This is a genomic window from Acinetobacter sp. ANC5681 (assembly GCF_023488045.1).
In the GTDB taxonomy this organism is placed as follows: Bacteria; Pseudomonadota; Gammaproteobacteria; order Pseudomonadales; family Moraxellaceae; genus Acinetobacter.
The window spans coordinates 79332-105488 of record NZ_JAMFKZ010000009.1 but is presented as its reverse complement, the minus strand read 5'-3'; the positions used below and the strand labels follow the sequence as shown (position 1 = coordinate 105488).

Below are 26157 nucleotides of genomic sequence, written 5' to 3'. Positions count from 1 at the left end.
TAAAATGGTGGCTATGACGAGACTTGAACTTGTGACCCCCGCATTATGAGTGCGGTGCTCTAACCAACTGAGCTACATAGCCGAAAACTGTGGGCGCATTATCTTAACTTTCGCTACACACGTCAAGCACAATTTTCAAAAAAACTTAGAAGTGGGCCTATAAGCCGGGTTCTGTCTAGGACGATCATTCCTCTAGGCGTACAATCACTCATACACTCAAGCGACCTACCCGAATCCAGTACGGGCCGTACCTCAGGATTCCTATTTGGTCTTGCTTCTGGTGGGGTTTACCTTGCCGTGAACTGTTACCAGACACGCGGTGCGCTCTTACCGCACCCTTTCACCCTTACCTCACGAATGAGGCGGTCTACTCTCTGCTGCACTTGCCGTCGGCTTTCGCCGCCCAGGCGTTACCTGGCACCCTGCCCTATGAAGCCCGGACTTTCCTCCCCTGCTTCAGTCACGGAGACCTCCACAGCAGCGACCGTCCAGCCCACTTCGTGGCGCATCTTATCAAAGATCGAAGTTAATTGCTCGCATTTTTTTGTGCAGTTAATTTTTTATATTTTGCCATCAACTCATCTTGTGACTCGACATGCTGAGGATCAAGCGGAATACAATCAACTGGACAAAATAACTGACACTGTGGCTGATCATGATGCCCAATGCACTCTGTACAAAGTGCAGGGTTAATTTCATAAATCAATTCCCCCATATAAATGGCTTCATTGGGGCATACTGGTTCACAAACATCACAGTTAATGCATTCATCAGTAATATAAAGAGACATCTACCAACCTTGCTGATGTTTACGTTCAAATGCCTCAACAACAACAGCGGGCACAAACTTATTCACATCACCTTTCAATCGAGCAATTTCTCTTACTAATGTTGATGAAATAAATGAATATTGCTCTGATGGGGTTAAAAATACTGATTCGAAATGAGGATCAAGTTGGCGGTTCATATTTGCCAACTGAAATTCATATTCAAAATCTGAAATTGCTCTTAAACCGCGCAGTACCGCTGTTGCACGTTGTTCTCGAAAGAAATTGACCAACAAACCATCAAAACCAACAAACTCTACATTAGACAAATGGCTTAATGAAGCTTTTGCTAATTCTACACGCTCTTCTAAACTAAACACTGGATTTTTATGATGACCAATTGCAATTGCAACCACCACTTCATCAAACATTTTTGATGCTCTTGCAACCAAATCAACGTGCCCGTTGGTAATTGGATCGAAAGTCCCCGGATAAATCACACGTGTTTTAGACATGCGTTGTACTCTAGTTAATGAGATAAGGTACATATTTTAACAAATTTAGCTCTAAACGCGAAATTGCTAAACGATGGAAAAAGATTGCATTTTACGGCACAATATATGTAATTGTGGAAGTTTGAATTATGGCGCAAGCAACAGTAGTAAAAAATAATAATGGTTGATGTTTTTTATAGTTCCTTACAGTTCTCTTAAATAACATAAGCAATTGAAATAAAATAAATACTATTTTCATTAGTTCTTTTTAGTCTCTTTTAATTCCTTATAAAAACGGGTAATAATACGGGTAACATTTCATTCAAAGTACTTGCAATGGCTACTACAAAACTTTCAGATGCCAAAATCAAAAGTTTAAAACCAAAAGATAAATTATATCGATTACTAGACTCTGATCGGCTATATATAGAAATTAGACCGACTGGAGCTAAGGTATGGCGATTCAAGTTTATTTTTCAGGGCAAAGAATCATCAATGAGCTTGGGTGAATACCCTTCTATTAGTTTAGCTGAGGCTCGTTCTTTAAAAGAACAAATGAGAGCAAAGCTAGCAAAAGGGATACACCCTGTTGAAGATCGTAAAAATATTAAAGCCCAAGCATTAGCTGAAACAACCAATACCTTTGATACAATTGCTGCTGAATTTAAGCTGAAACGAATGTGTTCAAAGTCTGAAACCTATCAAGGGAAGTTTGATATTGCTTTAGAAAAAGATATTTCACCTGTGATTGGGAAGAAGAATGTAAACGAGGTAACAGCAGCCGATGTGCTTAAAATACTTGATAACACTGTAGATCGTGTTGTAAAAGAATCAAATGGAAGATTTACTGGTGCTTCTGCGGCACTTGAGAACAGAAGATTTGTTGGTGGTGTTATTCGATATGCTATAGCAACGCTTCGTGCTGAGAATGATCCTACTTATGCAGTACGTGATGTAATTAAACGTCCTCGTGTCAATCATGCAAGAGCATTAACGAAAGAAGAGCGATATAAAGCAAGAACAAGTCTACCTAAATACAATGGCACACAAACTGTGAAGAATGCAGGCTTTATTCTCCTATACACAATGCTGCGCGCTGTAGAAATCAGGAAGATGCAATGGTCATGGGTAGACTTTGAATCAAAATTAATTACATTTCCAATTGAAGTGATGAAGAAAGCTAGAATCCATGTACTACCAATTTCAGATCAAGCATATAAAGTTTTACGACAGCAGCATGAAATATCAGGTGATAGCATTCTGGTGTTCCCTGCTATTTTTAGCAAAAAGAGTAGCGGGATGCTTTCACCATCAACTTTAAATAGCATGCTGGAGTATATCGGTCTTAAAGATGTAACTACTCATGATTTTAGAGCCACAGCATCAACCTTACTATATGAAAAGGATTATGAGGAAGCGTGGATAGAGAAACAATTAGCACATGCTGAATCCAATAAAACTAAAGCATCTTATGATCATTCTAAACATCTAAAACAAAGACGGAAAATGATGCAAGACTGGGCTGACATTGTTGACAGTTGGAAAGACTGAGCCTGTAAATAAAACTGGTACAAGATAGTATTCAAGAAATGAGGGCATTTTCTGATGAAATTCTGTGCATTGCTATTCGACAGGCGTTAGAGAACTGAACAATGCCTGTCACCAACAAACAGGGGGACAGACAATCGTCTATAACTGTCTTTAAATCCGTAAATAGGTGCCCACTTATTGGTGAGTGGACACTATCGGGGAATTGTATCTTGAGCGAAAATGGTGGTTCACTGGAGGCTTACCCTTGATGATAACTAACCAAGTCATCACCGTAGGTATAGATCGCTGTCGGTTACTGATTTTGTAGTTCCACCAACCCATACAACCCATTGTAATAGTTTAAAGACCAAGAAATTTTTTATTAAATCGGTTGAGTTCTTTATAGGAAAAATAAAATCCTGTAGGGAATCCTGAACGAAATAAAAGAACAAAAGCTCCCATTAAACTAATTTTTTGAAATTCTTGTCCTGCTTTCATTTTGGACAGAAAACCTCGTTGAGTTTGATATTCTGCATCTTTAGAAAAATAATCTGATACGATTTCCAGAAATTTATCTATCGAAGTTGGCAAGTTATCTAACACATCATTACCTATTTTATTAAGAATACTTAAATAGACAAGTGTAGGCGTTAAGTTTGCAGGAATTCTATAAAGGTCTCGATGCAAATGTTCAAATGTCATAGGCATATCACAACTTTCAATAAAAATTTCTTTCCCAATCAATGGTTTTAAGTAAAACTCATAACATACTTTCTTATATTTATCATTTAAGTAAATCAAGCAAGAGATATTGTTTTCAGTATGCTTAAGAAACATGACATAAGTGTTATCTAAAAATGAATATCCAATTACAGAAAAGCCAGTATTTACTAATTCTTCTTCCAACTTTTGGGCTTCTTTATTTATTGGAAATGGCGTCTGATCTCTTCCAATAGAGTTCAATGCTATTTTGCTAGGATAATTTCCCTTATAAAACTTAAAAAGTAATATAAGGTTAAAACCAATTATACATATAGTAATAAAATCTAAAAAAAAACCAAGCACAAACCACCCTTAACATTGATTAATTTTAATACACTAGATTTACCAGCTCGGCATGTCTACGAACATTTTTGATAAACTTCCATGATATAAATTTTTCATTCCTTGCTGACTTAAAACTCTATCACAACCACCTAACAAATCAATAACATACATTTCTGCAAATGATTTACAGCGATAAAAGTTTCCATCCTCAAAAAACCAGGCTTCATACTCCCCATCTTGCGTTTTTTCAAATGGTAATAAAATTCGACTTAAATAATCCGTTAAATTAATCACACTCTTCTTAAAATGCTCATGTTCTGGTAAAGTTCCTCGACTAAAATAACCTATATCATCGGTATTTCGTAGATGAAAAGCATCTAAAATACCTGTTTCAGCATCTGTATATTTAAATAAATTAAAATAGTTTGGATATTTGTAATAATTTTCATAAGCCTTTTCCAATTCTTTTGGATTTTCTCTATATTCTTCATTATTTATTTCAATTATATCCTGATAAGAACTATATCCATCTCTATCTTTATACAAAAAATCTATGTTGTTTAAGGAGAAAAAATCACTATAAGTCAAAAACTTATAAATAAATTTTTTGGATATCTCAATACCACCTGCCAATATAAAATCTTTATATGACTTTGGTAGCACTAAACCTAATTTTTTCTCAGTCTTATCTACAAATTTACTAATTTCTGAACTATTAGAACTCTTAATGAAATCTAAATACTCTGACTTCAACTGACTGAAATCACTCTTTTCAAAAAGAATACACTCATCTTTATAATGCTCATAATTTTCAATAAATTCTATAAAAAATTCTTTCCATACGTCAGGTGTACCAGAATACCCTGAGTGAATATCATTTAATGGTGTTCTTGGAAATTCCATTTCTTTTTTCCATATTTTGGGTAGTTTCATCTTTTACTCCATATCTGGGTCAATACCCTTAGTCATTCTAATTTTTCCTTTACGAGTCCAATAAAAACTTAAGGGAACCATTGAGTGCGCCAATACAATATAAGAATCTCTACCAGCAACAGTCCTATCAGCTTTTAACATACCACCTAATAATCGCCCACCACTTCGATTATCAACCTAAACTTACACTCAAAATTGTAATAATTACTTTATATAAAAATTAATATTGAATTATTTTCAGCAATTCTTTAGAAAAATCATTTCTATTATTTTTAAAAAAATAAGTATAAACGATTTCTTGCATTACCATTTCTGCTATATTAGGGTATCTTTTTACTGTACTTTCCGATATGCTCCATAAAGCAACTTCATATTCCTTATTTCTAACATAACTATCAGTATTTATAAAAATTAAGGAACCATTAACTTCAACTTCCCCCTCAGCAATTAAATACATTCTTTTTAGAGAATCTAAGCTTGGTGCTACTAGCCCATATTCGTCATTAGGATATAAATAATATTCTTGTGATGATTTATCTTCAAATATTTCTTCCATATAAGATCTTGCATTAGTAAGCTTTTCATATATACCACAAGACTTTTTATAATCAAACACTTTACATGGAAGATAGAATACCTCTCCATAGTGACTACTATCTTTTGGTTGAAAACCATTTTTATGCCTATATTTTAATCTAATAAAAACTTCAATAAAATCAACCATCCCTGATAACCATAAATCAGAAAATGCTTTAGTTAATTTAAATGGATATTTAGATATTAAACTTTCATACCGCCCTCTATTAGCATTAAAATTATCTATTATTTTTAAAATATCCATTTTTAATTCAGATAATTCATCCTCATCAAAAAAATCTAACAAACTCCTATACCTCTCAACCTGAGATAGTTCCATCATAAGAGAAAGCCAAGTATCAATATTCCCAATATATATAGATTCAGCCATATTTATCTCCCAAATTTACCTTTCCGTGTAATATAAAAACTTATCGGATATAGATTACTTGCTAGAACCAAATAATTATCTCCATGTGATGTTCCATCTTTTCTGTACATTCGACCTAATAATCGACCTCCTGACTCATTAGTAGAGCCATCTATCAATTTTAAAGATACCTCTCCTAATAAGTAATTGCTTTCCCCTCCTTGTTGAGCTGATGCAAAAGGATATTCATCACATTGCTTACTTTCAGGGCGAGGAGATGGGCAAATATCTTTAACTAACTTTGTTGATAACCATCCTCTTTCATGGGGTTTATACTGTCTCTTCAATAAAGCACTAATAGGAGAACTATTACTACCATCTCCAAATTGAGCATCACTAATATGACTAGTTAATGCATAATGCTCCAAACCATAAAATATAATAGGGATTTGTGGTTTGCAGTCTTCATTCTTCTGACAATAATTTATTGCAGTGTTATAAACCAGACCTGCTAATGCGGCACCACTAACATGTGACATTGCCGAACTACCCAATAATGGCTTAGTCAAACCTCCTAACATTGTTCTACCAATGGAGACTGCACCATAACGCATAGTTGCCAAACCTGCTTGCATACTAATACCACTCATTACTCCTGACAGACTAAACATATACCCACTCGGATCGGTATACATCACAGGGTTGGCATTAGCATACAGATACTTATGCAAGGTAATCGGATTGTTGCTTTGCCCCATATAGCTGTCCATTTGGGTAAAGCGTCCAATGTTCGGATTGTAGTATCTCGCTCTTAAGTAGTAGTTGCCTGTACTGTCTTTCTGTTCTCCTGCATACTGGTATTTGTTATTACTACTACCCTGATGTTCGGTGTTTGCACCAAACGCATCGTAGTTATAGCTATCCGTCATCTGTCCATTTTCATTGGTCAGTCCTCTAGTACTGCCCAGCGCATCGTATAGATAGTATTGACTGCCTGTGCCTTGATGGTAACTGATCAAGTCATCACCATAGGTATAAGTCGCTGTCGGTTGCTGGTTTTGCAGTTCCATCAATACTGACGCATACGGCATGTTGTGGTCATTCAGATAATGGGTTTTGAATCCATTATTGTCCTGCTCTGTGCGTATACCGTTAAAGTCATAGTTGTACTGGATCTGCTGTCCTGCCTGCTGGGTTTGCGTTAGTTCATTTTCCGCATTGTACTGGTAAGAGGTCGTTTGTCCCTGTTTGGTTTCACTCAGTAGATTGCCTTGTGGGTCATAACTGTATTCAGTCAGACTGCCTGCCTTGTCTTCGGTTATAAGTCGGTCATTGCCATCGTATTGGTACGTGGTTTTGATGTTGTTCACGGTTTGTTCAATACGGTTGCCTACAGCATCGTACTGGTACTGGGTACTCTGTGGGTTTTGTCCGTTCTGGATGTTTTCCTCAAGTAAACGCCCTGCCGCATCATAGCTCCATATCGTGCTGCGTCCTGTATGTTCAATCATGCTGAGGCGTTGTCCTGCCGCATCCAGAACATAGGCATAGCTGGCAATTACTTGTCCTGCCTTGGCATGGGCAATCGCAGTCAGGCGGTTACGTTCATCATAGGCATAGCCTGTGATGATACCGTTCGGCTTAACTTCGTTCAGGCGGTTACCCACGGCATTGTAGTTGTAACTGGTTGTGCCTAAATGGTCTGTGGTGCTGATCAGTCGGTTCAACGCATCGTATTGATAGGTCGTGATCTTTTCATGTTGTCCATTTTTGGCTTTCACAAATAGCTTGTTACCTGCCAGATCGTAGCCATAGCTGAGGATATCGCCTGTGCTACGGTTTTCCTGTAATAGATTACCCATTGCATCGTATTGGTAGCTGGTGCTGGTGGTACCATCTGCTTTACGTTGTTGGCTTTGTAGTAATTGTCCTTCGACATCATAGCTATAGCTTTCGGTTTCTCCATCAGCAAAGCTTTTTTGTTTAAGGCGTTGGTTGCTGTCATAGCTGTAACGGGTCACCTGTCCATTAAAGTCGGTACTTTGACTCAGTAAGCCATTGCTGTCATAGCTTTGGCTGCTACTTTGCCCAAGTGGTAGTATGCGTTTAATTTCTCGTCCTAAAGCATCGTATTCCCAACGGGTTACTCGTCCCAGTGCATCGGTCTGACTGAGTTTATGTCCTGCATTGTCATAGCTGTATCGGGTGCTTTGTCCCATTGGATCAGTCACCTGAATTAAGCGCCCACCGAGGTCATATTGGTACTGGGTTCTGCGACTGAGTTCATCAGTGACCGCAATTTTTTGTCCCAAGGTATTGTATTCAGTTTGAATGCTGTTGCCATTGGCATAGGTGGTTTTGGTGCGTTGGTTTAAAGCATTGTATTGATGTTGGGTGATTTGTCCCAAAGCATCAGTTTCCTTGCTGACTCGTCCTAGTTCGTCATAGCTTGTTGTATAGACATTACCCAAACTATCCGTGGTTTTAACTTTACGGTTTAAGCCATCGTATTCATAGCGTGTGCTTTGTCCCAGTGCATTAGTTTCACTCAGGATATTGCCCACTGCATCGTATTGGGTGGTCAAAACTGCACCATTGGCAAACGTTGTTTTGGTTTTTCGTCCCGCAAGGTCGTATTGGTATTGTGTTACTCGTCCTAAACGGTCTGTTTCCTGTAACACCTGTTCTTCGGCATCGTAAACTGTTTTACTGCTTGTGCCATCTGCATAGGTCGTCTGGATTAGCTTTTTATTGACATCATACTGGTAAGTCGTAGTTTGTCCAAAGCGATTGGTTTCACTGAGAAGTTCATCAGCTATCCCGTAGGTTTTGGTGCTAATACCCCCATCAGCATCAATTTGTTTGACCAGTCTGCCTTTGCTGTCATATTCAAATCGAGTTTGCAGTTGGCGTTCCGCCCCTGAACCATCGATATAAATTACGGTCTCACTGAGTTTGCGTTTGTTGGCATCATAGCTGTAACGGGTTTTTCTGCCTGTTGGGTCAGTGGTTTCCGTCAGGTTATCACCTGTATACACATAGCTTGTAGTATGACCTGCCACATCAGTCAGTCCTGTCAAACCACTGCTGCCATAACTCATACTGGTGGTCTGTCCTGCCGCATTTTTCAGTTCAGTCAGTTGTCCTGAACTGTCGTAACGGTTGTCGCTAACAATTCGTCCTGTATGGTCGGTTTCGGTGAGCATTTTGCCATTGCTGTCATAGCTGTAACTGGTCATTTGCCCTAAATGGTTGGTCTCTGTCAGTTTATTGTGTTTGTCATCATAGGTCCATGTGATGGTATGTCCTAACGCATCGGTTTCGCTCAACTGATCATAGCGGTCATTAAAGGTACGTGTTGTGATATGACCAAGTGCATCGACTTCCTTGGTAATATTGCCGTAGTCATCGTAGGTATAAGTGGTCACTCGCCCTAATCGATCTTTGACCTGTTCGGTGCTTTGTTCAAGCTGATGAGTTAATTCAATGCGTTGTCCTTTACTATCTAACATCGCAATCAAGCGTCCATCGGCATCATACTCATAACCAGCAAGTAAGTTACTATCCTTGTCAGTAATCTTGAGTAAACGATGTTGTCCGTTATAGACATAAAGATTCTCTACACCATTTGGTGCAATCGCCTTGACTAAGTCACCTGCTGAATCGTACTCATATTTCCACGTTGTGTTATCTGGCAGGGTTGTAGTTGTAATTCGCCCTGAACTATCTCGTACAAATTGAATTGCAGTACCTGTACTGTGGAAAATGCCATTACGGTTAATGGTCAGGGTATTTCCTGTTGGTTCAACAATTTTAGTAATGCCCTGAGTTTTACTAAAGTAATAGCTCACCTGATCTTGGGTGGTAATACTAAATTCACTCGGGATATACCAGAGGTAGTCAACATTGCCATTGTCATCAATTTCTTGGACTGATGATGATGACCAACGTCCATTAATCACTGAAACTGTGGTTTCTCCTGTGATGTTAAAACGACTTTGGGTATCACCCACTGGCTTAAATGTCACAGGGAATGAATTGCCCTGAATGATCTCGCCTGTGTTGCGGTCTCGAAGTCCTGATGCACAACCCAATTCGACTTGGAATGTTTCAACATCACCGTTAGGTAAAGTCACAGTGACTGTTGGCAATGGTCTGCTATTACGTTGACGTAAGCAAATCGTACCCAACTGTGTACCCGAAGTTTGTAGCAATATACTTTTCATATAGGTTTCCCAACCTGTATGAATCGGACGGCTTTGGCGCATCTGCATTTGCTGGATGCCCAAACTCCATGCGTGACCAAAATCACCCACTCGATGTCCTAAACGGCTGTCATAACTTCGTTGTAAACTAATATCTAGACCTGGCATCGGGATCACAGCATCTTCCAAGGTAAATGCCAGTTCACCTACTTTCATCTTGCCATCGATAATAATGTCACGAACTACTTCTGTGACATTACCCCCAATATCAACCACACGAACCACAACTGTGTATACCCCATTGACCAATAAGGTTGGATCAATTACAGCAAGTTCGCCATTGATATTCCCCTGTCCCTCTTTGGTCCAAACGCTTCGCCCCTCACCATCAACATCATATAAGCTCACTGTCCAATGGCTTAGGTTCTGGTCAGAAATCTGTCCCATAATTGAGGTTGGTTTCGTAATCGTAGCTAGATTATCCAAACCATTTAATGTGACTTGTGGTGCTGTTGTATCAGAGGTATCCGTCACCCAAATATTGATGGTTTTGGTTTGAGTTTCAGTTCCATCTTTAGCAATCACGGTAACAGTATGCTGTCCCGATTGAGACAGGGTTAATGTCGTTTGATAATTATTATCTAAGGCAACCTCCACGCCATCAACCCAGAGTTGAACTGTGGTATTACTACTCGAACCACCGACTTGTGCCTTGATACTAAAGGCTTCATTGAGCTTGATTTGATCAGGTACAACGATTTCAACTGAAAGTGGTTGTGGTGGCGTTACAGTCAATGTATAGCTCTGAGATACAATCCAGCGACCATCACTGACTTTGACCACAATATTGTATTGCCCCTCAACCGCCTGTTCCCATGTCAACAATCCTGTTTCAGCATTGATCTTCATTCCTACAGGTGCGTGGTCAAGGCTATAAGTTAATTTATCCTGATTCGCGTCATCAGCCACCAACTGGTATTTGTACGGCTTAGCGGCAGTAGTGCTATAGCTCGGTTTTGAATGAATCACAGGTGCAACATTTCGTGCTTGTACTGTTAATTTCACAGTTTGAACTGTTGAACCATTTTCAGTATCTGTTGCAACAACTTGGAACTCAACATTGCCCTCTTGCCCTTCCTGTGGTGTCCATGACACTACATTGCCATTAAGGCTCATTCCTTGAGGGGCATTCGCTGCTAAATGATAGGCAATTGGGTCTTGATCTGGGTCTGTCGCCTGTAAGCTATATTGATACAATGTCCCCACTTCTGCCTGCGTAGGCGGTACAGATTGCCATTCAGGCAAGCGGTTTGGTGTATCCACCACCTGAATCTGAACTCGTCCAGTACCCACTGAGGTTCCATCACTCACTGTAAACTGGAACTCATCTGCTCCCACATAACCAGTCGCTGGGGTATAAACGAAATTCGGCGCTGTTCCTGTAATCGTACCATGACTTGGTGCTGAACTTAGCTGATAAGTTAGGTTGGCACTATCAACATCTGTAGCAGTCAGTACAATTGAACCCGTTTTATTTTTACGAACTTCAATCTCTTGATTATTGGCTACAGGTGCATCATTCACTGGACGAACAACAATTGTCACGATGGCTTTATGTACTAATTTGCCATCACTGACCGCATACTCAAAAGTGTCTGTACCACTAAAATTGGCATTCGGTGTGTAAACATAATCCTGTCCCTGACCTGTCACAACACCAGAAGCAGGAGGTCTGATAATACTGTAACTGAGCGTATCACCATCCACATCTGTGCCTTGCAGTTTTATTGCAACGAATTGATCTTCATCTACAGATATATTCAAAGCCTGAGCAACTGGGCTATCATTCACTGCCGCAACATTAAAGCTAATGGTTCCAACACTGGTTTCCTGACCATCACTGACTGTATATTGAATGGAGTCTGTGCCATTAAAATCTGGATTTGGTTTATATGTCCAACGTCTGCCCGATCCCTCTAACGTACCAGATGTTGGTTGTTGCGTGATCTTAAATACAAGTTGGTCAGTACTTGTTTCCTTATCCGTTCCAAGCAAATCGAAACCTACACTCGCATCTTCATTTAAACTATAGCTGCTGTCCTCTACGATTGGAGCATCATTTACAGGTGTTACACGAATAATGATTTTGCCCGAAACATATTGACCTGTTGCATGGTCATAAGCTTTATAGTAAATCGTTTCTGTACCATTGAAATCTAAAGCAGGTTTATAGACAAAATTCGGCAAAGTCCCTTCGATACCACCAATCAACTTAGAGGTATAGCTTTTTAGGAAATAACCTGTCATATCACTATAGTTATAGGGATTTACACCTACAGGGAAACTTTGAATTTGAGTTGAGCCTGCTGCATTAAACTGAATACGTGACACACTATTGCCATAATAATTAGACGCCCAAACTGCACCATTTTTATCAATAGCCACACCTGTCGGACCCGCTCCAACAACATAATTTGCAATAAATTTAAGGTCAAAGCTGCCATCCGCTTTGATTTGTTTTTTATAATGCCCAACAACATTTGAATTCAAACAACCTGCAATATAAATATCTCCACTGGTATTCAATACCATGCCCTGTGCATAACATGAACCAGATCGATTTTGCTGATAAAAAATCTTGGTTTGTGATGGATTTTTAGGATCATACGCAACAATTGCAGGTGAACTTAAAGAATCCGCCCAAACAATTCCTTCTTTATCCAGTGCAATCCCATAAAGATCTTGCCCTAAGTCAACCAGTTCTGATTGTTCAAAAGCAGCATCCACTCGAATAATGACACCACGACCTGAGTAACGTGAAATTGCCCATGTACGACCATACTGATCAACAAACCCACCATAAAAAGAACCAGCCGTATTCAACCCTTTAATGACTTCGCCTGTCTGACCATTGATCTTAAATACAGACCGAATATTTGTACCACCCACAATGACATTATTGTCTTTGTCAACTGCAACCATACGGATATCTGTTGGGGTTGCAATATTTTGTTTTTGTACCTGCACATGCAATAAAATACATTCATCTGAGGCATTGTTCACACCTTGACCATCACCAAAATAGCCGCCCCATGCCTTAATATCTTGAGATCCAGTAGATGTATCAATCACACCATTATGATTGCGATCAATACACTGTCCCTTTTCCTTTAAACCAATTTTAGTAATGGTATTATTGGCACGATTACCTACCCAAGCATGACCATCTAAGTCAACTGCAATTCTAGATGGATTTCCAGCAGTTGTTGGACCAGTACGGTAACGGGCAAGCTCTACACCACTATCTACATTGATTTTTGATATTGTTCCTTCACCTGAATTTGAAATCCAAATAAAATCATCAATTTGATTACGTGGATCGTCAAATTCATATTTAACAGGCTCTCCATCAACATCAAGCTCAGGCAATGGGAGTTTCACTTCTCCATCTTCATTGACGGTCAATTCGATATCTGGTGCAACAGGCATATCATTGACTGGTAATACATTGATTTTGACAATCGCCGTACTAGTGAGCTGCCCATCATTGACTGTATAGGTAAATTCATCTTTACCAAAATAGTTTGGGTGTGGAATATATTGAAGATTTTGTCCAAAACCCACCAAAATACCGTGTTGTGGTCTATTTGTTATTGTATAAGTCAAAATATCATTGTCAGGATCGGTGCCTTTAAGCTGAATTTCAACTGTTGTATCTTCTGCTGTCTCAATATCAAATGCCTGTGCTACAGGCGCATCATTGACAGGTGTCACCGTGATCTGAATCAAACCACTCGCTGATAATTCACCATCAGACACTGAAAATCTAAAACTATCCTCTCCAACATAATCAGGGTCGGGAATATATTGATATTGACCACCTACTTGAACCACCTTTCCATGTAAAGGCTGACTCTCAATGGCATAACTCAAATTAGGGCTATCAATATCTGTACCTGTTAAAACCAGATTAAGTGGATGATCTTCTGCCACTGTTAATTGTTGATTTTGGGCAATAGGCGCATCGTTCACTGGTTTGACTGTAATGGTTACTTTTGCTGTCGTACTTTCAGAACCATCATTTACCGTATAAAAAAATTCATCCTGACCTACAAAATTTGGGTCAGGAATATAGCTTAGGTTTGGCACACTGCCTTCTAATTTTCCATGTTTTGGTGGTGTACTCACGGTATAGGACAATGGATTATTGTCAGCATCACTTCCTTTAAGCTGAACTGCGACAGCTTGATCTTCATTCGTTACAACATCAATATCTGTTGCATCTGGTGGGGTATTAAAACAGTGTTTAAAACCTTTAAAGACGACTTTAATCCAAGGTATTTTTTTATTATTTTGATAAGTAAATCCAACATCTATTATATCAATAACGGCATAACCACCGATTTGATAGACTAATCGGTCTTCACAATGTCCTAAACCAATTTTGCAAGTTACATTACTTACCCATCCTACAATTTTATTCCACCCCCATTCTTCTTGTTCCTGCAAAGTAGATTGAGCTTTCCATAGTGGAACCCAAACTTCTTTCTTTTGATGGAAGAGTTTAAATTTTAGTGCAACGTCAATATTTTCAATATCACTTAATGATGCTGAATACATCCAATCATTTACATTCGGTGTTTTATCTTTTTGGTCAAAGGGATTATGGTAACTTTGAGATGGATTATTTTGCGCTAACTCGCTTAATACAGGTAATAGACCTTTTTCACCTTGCCAGTTGATCCATGAAAAACCTGTCTGGTTAATACTTGGAACATGCTGTGTTAAGGTAAATACTTGATTAATTGAAGCATCATTAAATTGATCAATTGGCAGTGCAATTGATTTAAATATGCACTCTTTTTTATGTTGATTTACGTGACATGAATGATGATTATGATGGTGATCATGTTTAGGAGTTAAAAATAAGCTGGCATTTGCGAGTGATTGTAACGTTAAGCTAATAACCAATAAAAAAAAGGCAACACAAAACTGCAATACACTTTTAGATCGCATTGAAACCACCCCTAAATACCCAAGTAAACTAAAATTTAAAAATAAAAACACATTGTTAACATTTACTTAACTATATGTTTTAAAAGATATATATTGCATTACAAATGTTAACAAAGTCAATAAAATAATTAAAATCATTTCTATTACTTAGAATAAAAATTGGCTTTGTTGCATAAATAAAAATAAAGATGAGTCAGTCTATCTTCCCGATATTTATGCAACAAAGCCATTTTAAATATATTGTAGCTTCTAAGTTAAAACTGACATATAAGAGTAAAATATGTATTTTTCTAAAAAAAATAAGGAGGCATAAGCCTCCTAGCTATTGATTGACTTCCCTAGCTGACCAAGTGACGCGATTAACAAATAATCCCATTAGTTTTGCTGTTACCAAATCAATTCAAAGCCTGCACCGACTGCTGTAAACCTTTCTGAATATCCTGTACATGAGTCAAATCATAGGCTTGCTGATGCTGTTCTGGTCTTGATTCATCCGTATAAAACTCCTCAACAATATCTAGACCCTCGTCACCGCCCACCTCAAAACTGGCATTGCCGTAACCCTGCCGTGCCACATGATCCAACGCCTCCTGATAAAAGCCTGCTGCCTTGCTCTGTCCATCAATTTGCTTGGCCGAGCTAATTGCCTCCTGCAAATTCACACCATCCCTTAAAGTTAAATCCACGTAATAGATCGGGGTACGGTAACTTTGTGTGGTGCTTTTACCTCTTAAAGTCAGTTGTAATGGCAAACACGAAAGCAAGTCACCCGATGCTGCATGATAGTAACGAAGCCGTGCCGCCAAAGTCCGTATGCTGTTAAAACCTGTGGTTCTAAAGATGAATGTGCCAAATTCATCTGATTCATCTAAATTGACGTAGAGTCTGCCATAAGGCTTACACAGCCCGCCCTGTGCCAATGGACATAAATCAGGGGATGGGCATAGATGCTGTTCAATGCCATTTTGCCCAAGTCGCTGACAGGTTTCCCCATTGCCTGAACAGATCAAGCGTCCAGTCTGGCGGTCAAATAGGCTGTACTCTGCCCGCAAGTTTAGTTCAGGATCATTAAAGATCATACGCACAGGAATGCTTCTTAACTTTTGGTGTTGGTTCGGTGCTTTAGCTCTAAGTTGTTCATCTAGTGGATGTTTGACCCAGCCATCCTTATTCTGGATTTGGCTGGTAATGGTAAATTGGTCATCCTTTTCAGGGATGCGTTTGCCGTTCTTTTCGACAATCTTGCCGATGCTAATACGACCTAAAACAGGTGGTGTAATTGCGAGACCTTTAATCATGGTGATGTCCTCTATATAGATGTTGAAATGGTGTTTAAATACGGGTAAATAAATTTTGGGCATAAAAAATCCCATACCTGTTGGGGTATGGGATCGGTTGGTTTGGATTTTGGATAATGGCTGAATTATCCACCGTTGGGATAAATCTGAAATCTTCGTGTCCCAGCCCTGGTTTGTGGAAACTGCTTGAGATATTCAGGGTGCTGTTTCAGTAAGGACTTACTATCTAAACTGATTGAATCCTGTGACTTTTTCCACGTAACTGATCCTCCTATAAATATAGCCCGCTCCGCATCTTTCATCATCATTTGTAGTTGATGTTTCAGCTCATCAAAATACTGTTGGTGCTGTTCAACCTTATGTCGCTCCTCTAACAATTGATTGAATAGATAGTTGGCTTGTTCATTTTGGGTCAGGTCTTCCACCAATAATGGAATCTGTTCAGGATAAAGTTGTTGTAAGGCTTTAGCTGCTGAGTCAGAGGCATCGACGCTCGGTGGAATCCCTGTTTCAACACATTGCCAGAAGTGACGTTCGGCATTAATGAGGTGTTGAATCACGGTTTCATTGCGTGTGACTTTGAAGATTTTAGTTTCATGCCCACAGATCAGGGCACAGATATGTGCTGCCTGTTTGCCTGTTACTGCCAGTTGGTGCTGCACTTGGCACAAAACATAAAGCGGCACACCATCTCGCCAAAGCTTAGAGCCGTGCTCACCTACGGTTTTACACTCTAAGATTTGCACTTCTTCATTGCCCACCACGGCATAATCCAAATTAGCCAACATAAAGTGTTTGTCGTCATCAGGATGTTGCAGCACCGCATTGACCCGTCGTACCTTGTTATTGGTGTGCATGCTGTAGTATTCGGCAACAAGTGGTTCAAGCTGTTTGCCCCAGTACAGGGGTGCATAGCCTGCACTTTCGTCCTCGGTGTTCTGTTGCATCCGACCTGTTTTTATCATCCACAGTTCCAGCATGCTCATGTAAGGATTAAGTCCACAGGCGGTGGCGGCATCACTGCTGCCAATACCCTGTTTCCGAACTTCCAGCCATTGCTGGTAGTTCATCTGTTTGGTGTTGGCAAGACGTTTGGCTGTGGGTATTTTTGCTTTTCGGGGTAGACGTTTGCTTCGTGTTCCAACTTCAATCTGCTGACTCTGTTGGTTTAGGTTCGGTAAATAAGGTTGTAGTGGTGGATGGTTTAGGGTGTTTTGAATCTGGGTATTGATATTCATTGGACTGTCCTAGTGGGTAAAATGGAAATTTGCGGCATAAAAAAGCCGCATCCGAAGATGCAGCTTTAGAAAATAAATTTGAGTTAAGTTTGCTTAGGCTAATTTAGGCAATCATTCTTAAGGCCTGTTCCAGTCCACGCTGTTTAATAGCTGCACCCGTACCGAACCAAGCCGAATCAAGACGGTAGTCCTGACTCATGGCTCGACGCTCGTGGTCAACAAATTCCGTGATACTGCACAACAAACCGTAGGCGGTATCCTTGGCTGAGCTAAGTTCAGCCCCTCGCCCATGTCCATTAAACATGGTCATGACTTTCGACATGGCACGCCCGTTGGGTTCAGTTTTATTGTCTGCTTTGGATGAGTTTGTTTGATTCGGCATGGCTGCATTTCGATAAAACTGAATAATGCTTTCATCTTGTTCAGCCATACTGAGATTGGTATTGTTAAATACCGCATCAAAGTAAGCTGCGGCTTCCTGCTGTGTCACTTTACGCTGGCTCAGTTGCTTCATTTCATACATGTGCTCATCCCATGCACGAACAGAGATGCCGAGTTGCTGTTTTACTTTTTCAGCATCAAATCGGGTACTGTGGGGAACCTTGACCACACCAGCATTGTTCGCTGTGCTGTTGTGTGCTTTGAGTGCAATCGCTAAAGTGTTGTTGCATACCACACGAATCGAAGTAAATTGTGCTGTGGTGGCAAGCGTGCCATCACAGGCAGTTGCCAATAAAATGTAGCCATTACTGATATCCTTGCCTTTTAAAGCTGAGCTTTGTCCTGTTTTAGCTAGTGCCCAGAATTTCTTGCCACCTTTCAGTACCCCTGCGGTTTCCAGTTCAAAGCCTGATTGTTCAGTCAGGTCTTTGTAGAAATGCAGGATTTCCATCGGCTGGACTTCCTGAAAACGCTGGCTAACCACAGATAAAGGAGCATGGGTATCAGATCGGTAAAGTACACGTTGCTCCTCAAACGGCATGATGATGCTCTGCCCTTTTTCATTCTGGGCCATGTAATTGACATCAGAGGATTCAATTCGCCAGTCCATGCCTGCCTGTTGTGCCCAGATTTCTAAAGGTTGATTAGGTGTAAGTTCATTGCCTAGGCCATGCCAAGGGGTTTGTCCTACAAATGCCATAGTTTCAACTAAATGTGCCATACGGTTTTCCTTTTAAAAGATTGAAATTGCATGATGCAAATTCAGATTTTGTGCATAAAAAAAGGCCTGCTGGGGGAGCAGGCCAAAGTGGGAAGACATCAAAATGCTTTTGAATACATTGATTCACCTAGATGGTATATATCTGAAATTTTTTTAAATTCATTTTGTTCATCATTTAATTTTTCTGAATCAATAAATTGACGTGTTCTTTTTCAGCGATTATGATTCCCATGCTGGCCTACATTGCCAGTCGGTTTTAGCAGACCGTTCCGAAAAAACATTAAGAGTTCATTCTTTTAGTGTGTATTCCCTCGTGCCCCCTCTGCGGTGGAACGGGAGGGGGACGCGTCCGCGCGTGCTGGGATTTTTCGGCCAGTCTGCTAACCCCCTTTCGTTCTGCCACCATAATAATGTTTTGGTAGAACTTCTTTTTCCTTAAGAGAATTCTATTAACATGGAAAAATATAAGTTATCAATCCTTTGCGGGGCTATGTTATTAACTGCTTGTGGCGGTGGTAATAGTGGCAATAACAACTCTACAGAAGTAAAACCTGAACCAATTCCTACTCCAACCTGTACAAATACCCAGTATCTTGAGGGAAATATTTGTAGGGACAAAGTCGCTCAAACCATCACAGGTTTAACCTTACCCAACTCAATCAATGTAGACCAAACAGTATCTTTATCTGCTCAATCCAGTGCAGGCTTAGCACTTACATATACCAGTAAAACTGTTGATCATTGCCGTATTACTGGTGATCTTGGTCAGCAAAAAGTTGAAATGTTTAGTGTTGGCGTATGTACCATTGAAGCCAATCAGGCTGGTAATGGTAAAACACTTGCAGCACTCCCTGTTTCCGCTTCATCCACCATCTTGCCAGTGCTGACAACAACAGGTATTACCTTGTGTGGTACAAATGATAAAAATAACCTTGTTTGTAACGCATCTAATCTGAGTGAATTGCTCGGCTTAGGACAGGATGGTGAAGTTCAGGCTGGGAAAAAAATGACCTATAGCCTGATAAAACATAACAATGATGAGTGTATCAAGGATCAGATCACTGGTTTAGTCTGGGAACAAAAAACCGCAGATGCAAAATTACATGACAGTAACTGGCGTTACTCTTGGTTCAATGCAAATACTCAAACCAATGGTGGCAATGCAGGTTCGCAGGCTAGCTCGACTACGTGTGGCTCTACGCTAACAAGTTGTAATACAACTGCTTATATCGAAGCCCTGAATAAAGCTAACTATTGTGGTTATAGTGACTGGCGATTACCAACCCGTAGTGAACTGATCAATCTGACAGATTACTCATCAACTCAACCCTCTTTAAATCCTATCTTTACCAATACGACTGTTGTAGATCGTTATTGGTCATCAACCACGAGTGCAAAACAAAGTACTCAGGCATGGATGTCTGACTTTAAGGATGGTGCAGCCAGTCCTGCTTTCAAGGACTATATGGGACATATCCGTGCGGTACGTGCCAGCCAATAACAACACCACTTAAAGATAAAAAAGGATTCTAAAATGAAAGCATCTTATAACGCTTTGTTGATTACTGTTATGAGTACCTTATTGGCTCACACCACTTATGCACAAACCTGTAACAGCCAAATCAAAAAAGTTGTACCTGACACACGTTACCAAATTGTTGAAGGTAGCAATGGCAGCGAAGTGAAAGACATTAAAACAGGTCTGATCTGGCAACGTTGTAGCGTAGGGCAAATGTGGGCAAATAATCAATGTTACGGTACGCCACAAAGCTATACATGGTCAGAAGCATTACAAAAAACCAAAGCTTTGGGTAACGGTTATCGCTTGCCCAATGTAAAGGAATTACAAACTTTGGTTGAAGAAGCCTGTGTAAGCCCTGCCATCAATGAAACAATTTTTCCGACAACTGCCATCAATGACTATTGGTCATCATCTCCAAAGGCCAGTGATAACCGTTATGCGTGGTCAGTCAATTTTGAGGAAGGTACAGTCAATAGTGATTCCATTTACTACAAGACTGCCAAAAAATTTAATGTCCGTGCTGTTAGGAATTCCAATTAAAACATTTTTGTCGATTGCCTGAGTGCTGCTTATTCAGGTGATCGTCATGCCTTATGGAGGAAAGGTCTATGAATAAGCCAAATATGGCATGGATGATCTCAGCATCTTTCCTGCTACTGACCGCTTGCAGTAAACAGGAACCTGATATTAAACAGCCTCAAACAACTGAAGCTAAACCAGCCGAACATTCCAGACTTGACCAATTGAAGTTAGATGCGATTAAACAAATGTATGCTGAAACTCAAAAAGTAGAATCTGGAAACGACACACTCCCTCGTTATTCCACAGATAGATTTAAGGCAATCCTAGAGATGACCAAACAGTTTCCTGGGGAAATCTGTGGATACAATAGCGACGTTATCATGATGTCACAAGCTCCTGACTATACCAAAATGAATTTCAGCTATAGCTTGAATCAACAAGGTCAGGTTGTTGCCAATCTTGGTCGGGAATCCATTGTTTACGAATTAGTGTGTTCTGCCAATTCTTGTTTGGTAGATGATGTGATTTTTCCTGAATATGGAAACAGGCTAAGTTCAGATATTCAAAAAGAGTGTGGTGAACTGGCTCAATATCATCAAGAGCAACAAGCGGCACAAGAACAACCCCATTACCAATTTTCTTATCATATTGAAAGTCAAAACATGAGTTTTGGAAATCAATCTACCACTATATACACCCTCGTTATTTCATCAGAGTCAGATAATCCCGTAGAACTTAACAAAATTAGTGTCAATCGAGGTAACTGTCCTGTTCACATCATTGGAGACCAAAACAATATTCTTCAATTTGGGCAGAATTTCAAGTTAAGACTACATTGTGATGGAGTCGATGTTAAAGAGGTACGTCTGCTCGTTGACAAGGACAAAGAATTCGTAATGAAGTCTCGGTACTAAATAACGAACGTATTGCCATGAGTAAACAACATGGTCAACAGCCAAAAAGGAATTAAATATGAAAAATATAAATGTATTCAAAACCACTTTACTCGGTGCATTGTTAGCAACCTCATGTGGCCTATATGCAAATCCACTACCAAGCTATAAAGGCATCCCCAAATCAGACCCTAAATTCGCACAGTTTATGCAAAAAAATAATAATAAACTGGTTCAACTCGACCTTACCATTAAAGACCCTAGTGAATATGATGACATCAGCTATGGATATAAAGGCGTAAGTCCAACGTTCTATATCCCACCTAAAGGCAAGCTCTATTATGATATCTATATCGATTGTGACAAAATTGATAATCCAAATGCGGAGAATAGCATTCAGAGATGCTCGCCATATGTAAAATGGAATACACAGACGGGTCGATTAACAGGCAAGTTTAAGGTTCTGGACAAAGGTAAAAACGGAATGGGTAATAGGCTCTTCATGCTTGTTGCAGTTAAATAAAGTATTTATGATCCTCAAAAAACAGGGAGGCATAAATTGCTTCCCTGTTTTTCTTCAGTAAAAGGATTGCCCACAATGCTGGCATTGAAAGCAGGACTGCACAGTTTGGGTTGAAGCAGAACCAAACACTGTACCCAGTAAACCACCGACTACGGCTCCAGCAATCCCTCCAACCAGAGGGGACACAGGTAAGGTTTTTGATAATGCTGCACCCATCGTGGCAAATGATGCTGAGGATGCCAGACTTTGGTTGCCAGCTTGTGAACCACTATTTTGCACAACACGGATCACATGTTCTGAATGGCAATATGGACAATTGATTTGCATAAGATGTACCTCTTAAATAAGAAAGGCTTACCGTTGTGGTAAGCCAATAAAGAGAAGATGTTTCTCATCTAGATGGTACATATCTGTTTAGAGTTTCAATTAACGCTGTGACATGCCAAAGGTACGCATCTTACTGGAGGTTTTCACACGGAGATATTGAAGCTTTTCAGGCTGAGCCAGATACGAGAGCGTTGAGCGCATATTCTTTGCTTGATGATGAAGATTACTAAAAACAACTCCAATGCCAATATTGCCCTGCTTTTCGTATTGCTTTAAGTATCTAGGATCATGACAGTTAAAATAGCTTCCATCACCATCTGTAATACTTTCCCAAAATTTACCTATAGCCTTGGCAATACTCCATGCACCAATGCGCTTACGCTCATCAAAAACTAATGCCACATGGCAATGGTAACCTTTCCGTTCCCCCTGCTCTAATGCCCATACCAAAAGTAATAAGTCATCTCCATAGCTAGAACGACTAATCTTTCTTCGTAATTTTTCTAAATCGGCATCAACCTGTTCAATATCTGGATTCACTACATACGATAAATCCAGACGAACAACAAGCAAGGCTGAATAACTGCTCAGCAATTCACGTAGCCGATTATCAAGTTTGTCAGTATTTAAACTTTCATTATAACGATGCTGACTCAATTCATTAAAGTGGTCAGCTCTGACCTGATTGAAATAGTTTTGCCATTCTCTAAATGATCTCTGATTTAAACGATGGTAGAGGGATGTAGATGATTCTCGTTCCAGATCATAGTCATACAGTAAACTACAAAACAGCGTGATTAAACATGAATAGCTAAAATCAGGATTATAGACCTGATGAAAATCTAAAAGGTAATTGCTAAAGTCTTCATAGAAAGACCGTGGCTGTCGTGTTGCATCCAAGCTTGAAAGAACAAAGCGTTCAATTTTGATTAATAATGCTGATTCATTAATTTCATGGTGACTAACATTTAGTCGCATGCTCATTTACCTGTAGTTGTTTAGGACTACATGAAATGGCTACAGGGTAATTAATTACATTTAGACTTTGACATGATTGTTGATTAGATGAAATTTAATTGTGTTCTTAATTTGATGGGTTAATACGTTTGTTTATTAGTTCTGAATTAGATCATAAATATATTTATACAAGTACTAGGTTAGTAGTATAAACAAATATTAGATTAGTATTATGAACTATGTCATTACACCTACACTACAATCTATTTTAACAATGTAAAATATACTCCTCAAGTTGGTTTTAATGTCAACAACTGTGATATACAGGTAGTTTACATCCATGATAAGCTATCTGTTTAATGTCAAGTTATCCGAGGCATAATAGGTAATCCCCCCTAAAAATAAAAGGATGTAAAAGTAGAATTTTCTCTTAAGATAGAAGCAGGAGATTCTGCATGAAAACATCTAAATTTACTGACAGCCAAATCATGTCCATCTTGAAGCAAGCTGAATCAGGTACACCTGTTGCCACTCTTTGCCGTGAACATGGCATGAGTAATGCGACTTTTTATAAATGGCGTGCCAAATATGGTGGTATGGATGCTTCATTAATTACTCGACTGAAAGAACTAGAGGCAGAAAATGCCAAGCTTAAAAAGATGTATGCTGAAGAGCGGCTCAAAGCTGAAATCATTCAGGAAGCTATGTCAAAAAAGTGGTAAAGCCATCTTGTCGTCGGCAGATGGCACAACAAGCCGTTGCTTATCATGCTATCAGTATTCGCTTGGCCTGCAAGGTATTTAGTATCAGTGAAACTTGTTATCGCTATCAGGCAAAGCTAAAAGATGAAAATGAAATTATTGCTCATCATTTGATAGAGCTGACTGAGCAACACACCGATTGGGGCTTTGGATTATGCTTTGATCATCTGCGCCATATTGAGCAAGAATGTTGGAACCATAAACGTGTATATCGTATTTACTGTGAGTTGGCGCTGAACTTACGCATTAGACCAAGACGCAGATTGAAACGACATGCACCTGAGCCACTGAAAGAACCGATCCGACCTGATCAAGTATGGTCTTTAGATTTTATGCATGACCAGCTAAGTGATGGACGAAGTTATCGCTTACTGAATGTGATTGACGATTATCGTCGTGAGGGTTTGGTGATTGAGGCTGGGTTATCATTGCCAGCACTGCGCATCATCCGTACATTGAACCAGTTGCTTGAATGGCGCAATAAACCTCTGGCGATTCGCTGCGATAATGGACCTGAATTTATCAGCCATGAATTTGTTAACTGGGCAAAGTTGCATGACATACGTATCGACTATATTCAGCCTGGCAAGCCACAACAAAATGCATATATCGAGCGCTACAATCGCACGATGCGTTATAGTTGGGTAAGCAAACATTTGTTCGATACATTGGAACAAGTGCAAGACTATGCAACAAATTGGTTGTGGTTCTATAACCATGAACGACCACACAAAGCCAATGGAGGCAAACCACCTTTGATGGCTGCTTAACCTCTACTTTTAACTTCGGTTATTTATGGGAGGATTACCAATACCCTTACTGGTTGTATTCGATTCCATTAAAATTGAACAGAGCAACAACTAAGCTAGAGCCTGTCCCATTTGTTGCAGATATTTTGCATAGCATAGCCGCTACAATTTGAGAGCATGCCCCTTATATACGTTATGCCAAGCTTATAAGAAAATCATGGGAAATCAACTGAAATATCCCTAGAAACTCCCCGAAAACTCCCTCTACATTTGGCTAAACTGCACGTAAAGCTTACTGTAAGAAGGAAATTATCATGTACCAAAGTACTGCACATAAAGAACTTAATCAGCTTATTAAAGCATCTACGGATGATGATATGATCTGGTTTCTACATTTAATGAATAAAGATAATGAGGAGCATCGTTGCAATATTAATATTAGTGATACAGATGACCTGTTAATACAATCCACTATTAATATATTAAACACATTAAAAAACACTGATGAGATTAGAAGAAAAATTCTAGATAATTATACAAATATTAATGAGAATAGCATTTTTAATTTTATGGATAGTTTAAAAATATTTAGAGATAATCTTAATATACGAGGAAAAGACATTTCAGACTATAAAACGAATAAGCGTTTATTATATTTTACCTTTCATTCGATGTCATCTGATAGAGAGATTTCGTGGCGTACTATGTTAACCATCCAAAATGATTATTTTAGGTTTCTTTATATGCTGTTTATCTCACCTTCATTTTCACGATCCAACCGATTTCTTAACAATATAGAAGAACGCTTCAGTACAATACTAGCCAAGAATGAATTACATTTTAAGAGTTTCGACAGCAATGACTTTTACTTATGGGCTAAAAATTATATGGATCAAGACTCTGAAAATGCCAGATTCTATAATAGTCGAGACTATACGCCTGTTATTCCTCAAGACTATAAAATTGTCGTTAATGCCATTTTTGATGTTTTGCTAGATACAAATCCTCACATCTATAAAGCTCTAAGAGATAAACTATCAAATGCTTGGTATCAGAAAAGTTACCGAAAGAAACACAAAGGGCGTAAACATTATTACTTTTTTACTGATGTAACCTTTGAGTGCTTGCAGATACTTGCAAAAAAATACAATTTAACTGAAGAAAAAGTGATTGATCGACTTATCAATGAACACTACGTAAAAGAGTGTAGAAGTAATGACACGGGCAATCATTATTATACACTATAGTTTTTACACCTATAGACATT

General features: G+C 39.3%; 18 protein-coding genes, 1 tRNA gene and 1 other RNA gene. 7 read left to right on the top strand and 13 right to left on the bottom strand.

The features are described from left to right. Nucleotides 1-5 precede the first annotated feature (5 nt). From M5121_RS07680 to coaD, 4 genes are all read right to left on the bottom strand, one after another. Nucleotides 6-82, bottom strand: a tRNA-Met gene (locus M5121_RS07680). Nucleotides 83-144: 62 nt separating this feature from the next. After that, nucleotides 145-500, bottom strand: an RNA gene (gene rnpB / locus M5121_RS07675) — RNase P RNA component class A. A 26-nt stretch (nt 501-526) separates the two neighbouring features. Next, nucleotides 527-790 carry a YfhL family 4Fe-4S dicluster ferredoxin gene (locus tag M5121_RS07670; protein ID WP_004663486.1) on the bottom strand — a complete coding sequence of 88 codons (264 nt, stop codon included), beginning with the start codon at nt 788-790 and terminating at the stop codon, nt 527-529. Continuing rightward, on the bottom strand, nt 791-1282 hold the full coding sequence (coaD, locus tag M5121_RS07665; protein ID WP_004663488.1) for a pantetheine-phosphate adenylyltransferase: 492 nt from the start codon (nt 1280-1282) through the stop codon (nt 791-793). A 315-nt stretch (nt 1283-1597) separates the two neighbouring features. Between coaD and M5121_RS07660 the strand changes: the two genes are divergently transcribed. Continuing rightward, nucleotides 1598-2812 (top strand): tyrosine-type recombinase/integrase, encoded by a 1215-nt coding sequence (locus M5121_RS07660; protein ID WP_087537389.1) that lies wholly within the window; start codon nt 1598-1600, stop codon nt 2810-2812. Between the two features lie 339 nt (nt 2813-3151). Here the strand turns inward: M5121_RS07660 and M5121_RS07655 are convergent, their stop codons facing one another. From M5121_RS07655 to M5121_RS07625, 7 genes are all read right to left on the bottom strand, one after another. Continuing rightward, nucleotides 3152-3856, bottom strand: a complete 705-nt coding sequence (locus M5121_RS07655; RefSeq protein ID WP_087537390.1) for a hypothetical protein — start codon at nt 3854-3856, stop codon at nt 3152-3154. A gap of 39 nt (nt 3857-3895) precedes the next feature. Beyond that, nucleotides 3896-4771, bottom strand: coding sequence for a hypothetical protein (locus M5121_RS07650; protein ID WP_087537391.1), 876 nt, complete (start codon nt 4769-4771; stop codon nt 3896-3898). Between the two features lie 220 nt (nt 4772-4991). Then, nucleotides 4992-5738 (bottom strand): hypothetical protein, encoded by a 747-nt coding sequence (locus tag M5121_RS07645; RefSeq protein ID WP_087537392.1) that lies wholly within the window; start codon nt 5736-5738, stop codon nt 4992-4994. Between the two features lie 2 nt (nt 5739-5740). Further along, complete coding sequence (locus M5121_RS07640; RefSeq protein ID WP_249570813.1) at nt 5741-14938, bottom strand: tandem-95 repeat protein; 9198 nt, start codon at nt 14936-14938, stop codon at nt 5741-5743. A gap of 395 nt (nt 14939-15333) precedes the next feature. Continuing rightward, nucleotides 15334-16236 carry a recombination directionality factor gene (locus tag M5121_RS07635; protein WP_249570815.1) on the bottom strand — a complete coding sequence of 301 codons (903 nt, stop codon included), beginning with the start codon at nt 16234-16236 and terminating at the stop codon, nt 15334-15336. 125 nt (nt 16237-16361) lie between these two features. After that, the gene (locus M5121_RS07630) at nt 16362-17474 is read right to left on the bottom strand and encodes a YqaJ viral recombinase family nuclease (protein WP_249570812.1); all 1113 of its coding nucleotides are present in this window, start codon (nt 17472-17474) and stop codon (nt 16362-16364) included. A 103-nt stretch (nt 17475-17577) separates the two neighbouring features. After that, nucleotides 17578-18636, bottom strand: coding sequence for a DUF932 domain-containing protein (locus M5121_RS07625; RefSeq protein WP_249570811.1), 1059 nt, complete (start codon nt 18634-18636; stop codon nt 17578-17580). Between the two features lie 454 nt (nt 18637-19090). Here M5121_RS07625 and M5121_RS07620 point away from each other — a divergent pair, with 454 nt between their 5' ends. The 4 genes from M5121_RS07620 to M5121_RS07605 all read left to right on the top strand — a co-directional run bounded on the left by M5121_RS07620 (nt 19091) and on the right by M5121_RS07605 (nt 22096). After that, the gene (locus tag M5121_RS07620; protein ID WP_249570810.1) at nt 19091-20137 is read left to right on the top strand and encodes an Lcl C-terminal domain-containing protein; all 1047 of its coding nucleotides are present in this window, start codon (nt 19091-19093) and stop codon (nt 20135-20137) included. Between the two features lie 33 nt (nt 20138-20170). Continuing rightward, on the top strand, nt 20171-20698 hold the full coding sequence (locus M5121_RS07615; RefSeq protein WP_087537520.1) for an Lcl C-terminal domain-containing protein: 528 nt from the start codon (nt 20171-20173) through the stop codon (nt 20696-20698). A 68-nt stretch (nt 20699-20766) separates the two neighbouring features. Beyond that, on the top strand, nt 20767-21594 hold the full coding sequence (locus tag M5121_RS07610) for a hypothetical protein (protein ID WP_249570809.1): 828 nt from the start codon (nt 20767-20769) through the stop codon (nt 21592-21594). A 58-nt stretch (nt 21595-21652) separates the two neighbouring features. After that, nucleotides 21653-22096, top strand: a complete 444-nt coding sequence (locus tag M5121_RS07605; RefSeq protein ID WP_087537522.1) for a hypothetical protein — start codon at nt 21653-21655, stop codon at nt 22094-22096. Between the two features lie 54 nt (nt 22097-22150). On the opposite strand, the gene M5121_RS07600 is transcribed toward M5121_RS07605, so the two are convergent. Further along, the gene (locus M5121_RS07600; RefSeq protein WP_087536784.1) at nt 22151-22423 is read right to left on the bottom strand and encodes a hypothetical protein; all 273 of its coding nucleotides are present in this window, start codon (nt 22421-22423) and stop codon (nt 22151-22153) included. Nucleotides 22424-22522: 99 nt separating this feature from the next. Next, a complete protein-coding gene (locus M5121_RS07595; protein WP_249570808.1) occupies nt 22523-23401 on the bottom strand; it encodes a YagK/YfjJ domain-containing protein in 879 nt (292 codons plus the stop codon). 434 nt (nt 23402-23835) lie between these two features. Here M5121_RS07595 and M5121_RS07590 point away from each other — a divergent pair. Beyond that, nucleotides 23836-24911 (top strand): IS3 family transposase gene (locus tag M5121_RS07590; RefSeq protein WP_249570807.1). Its coding sequence is split into 2 segments (ribosomal slippage): nt 23836-24088 and nt 24088-24911, totalling 1077 coding nucleotides; the frame shifts between segments, so codons are not numbered across the junction. Nucleotides 24912-25204: 293 nt separating this feature from the next. Next, nucleotides 25205-26137 carry a hypothetical protein gene (locus M5121_RS07585; RefSeq protein ID WP_087536782.1) on the top strand — a complete coding sequence of 311 codons (933 nt, stop codon included), beginning with the start codon at nt 25205-25207 and terminating at the stop codon, nt 26135-26137. Nucleotides 26138-26157 lie beyond the last annotated feature (20 nt).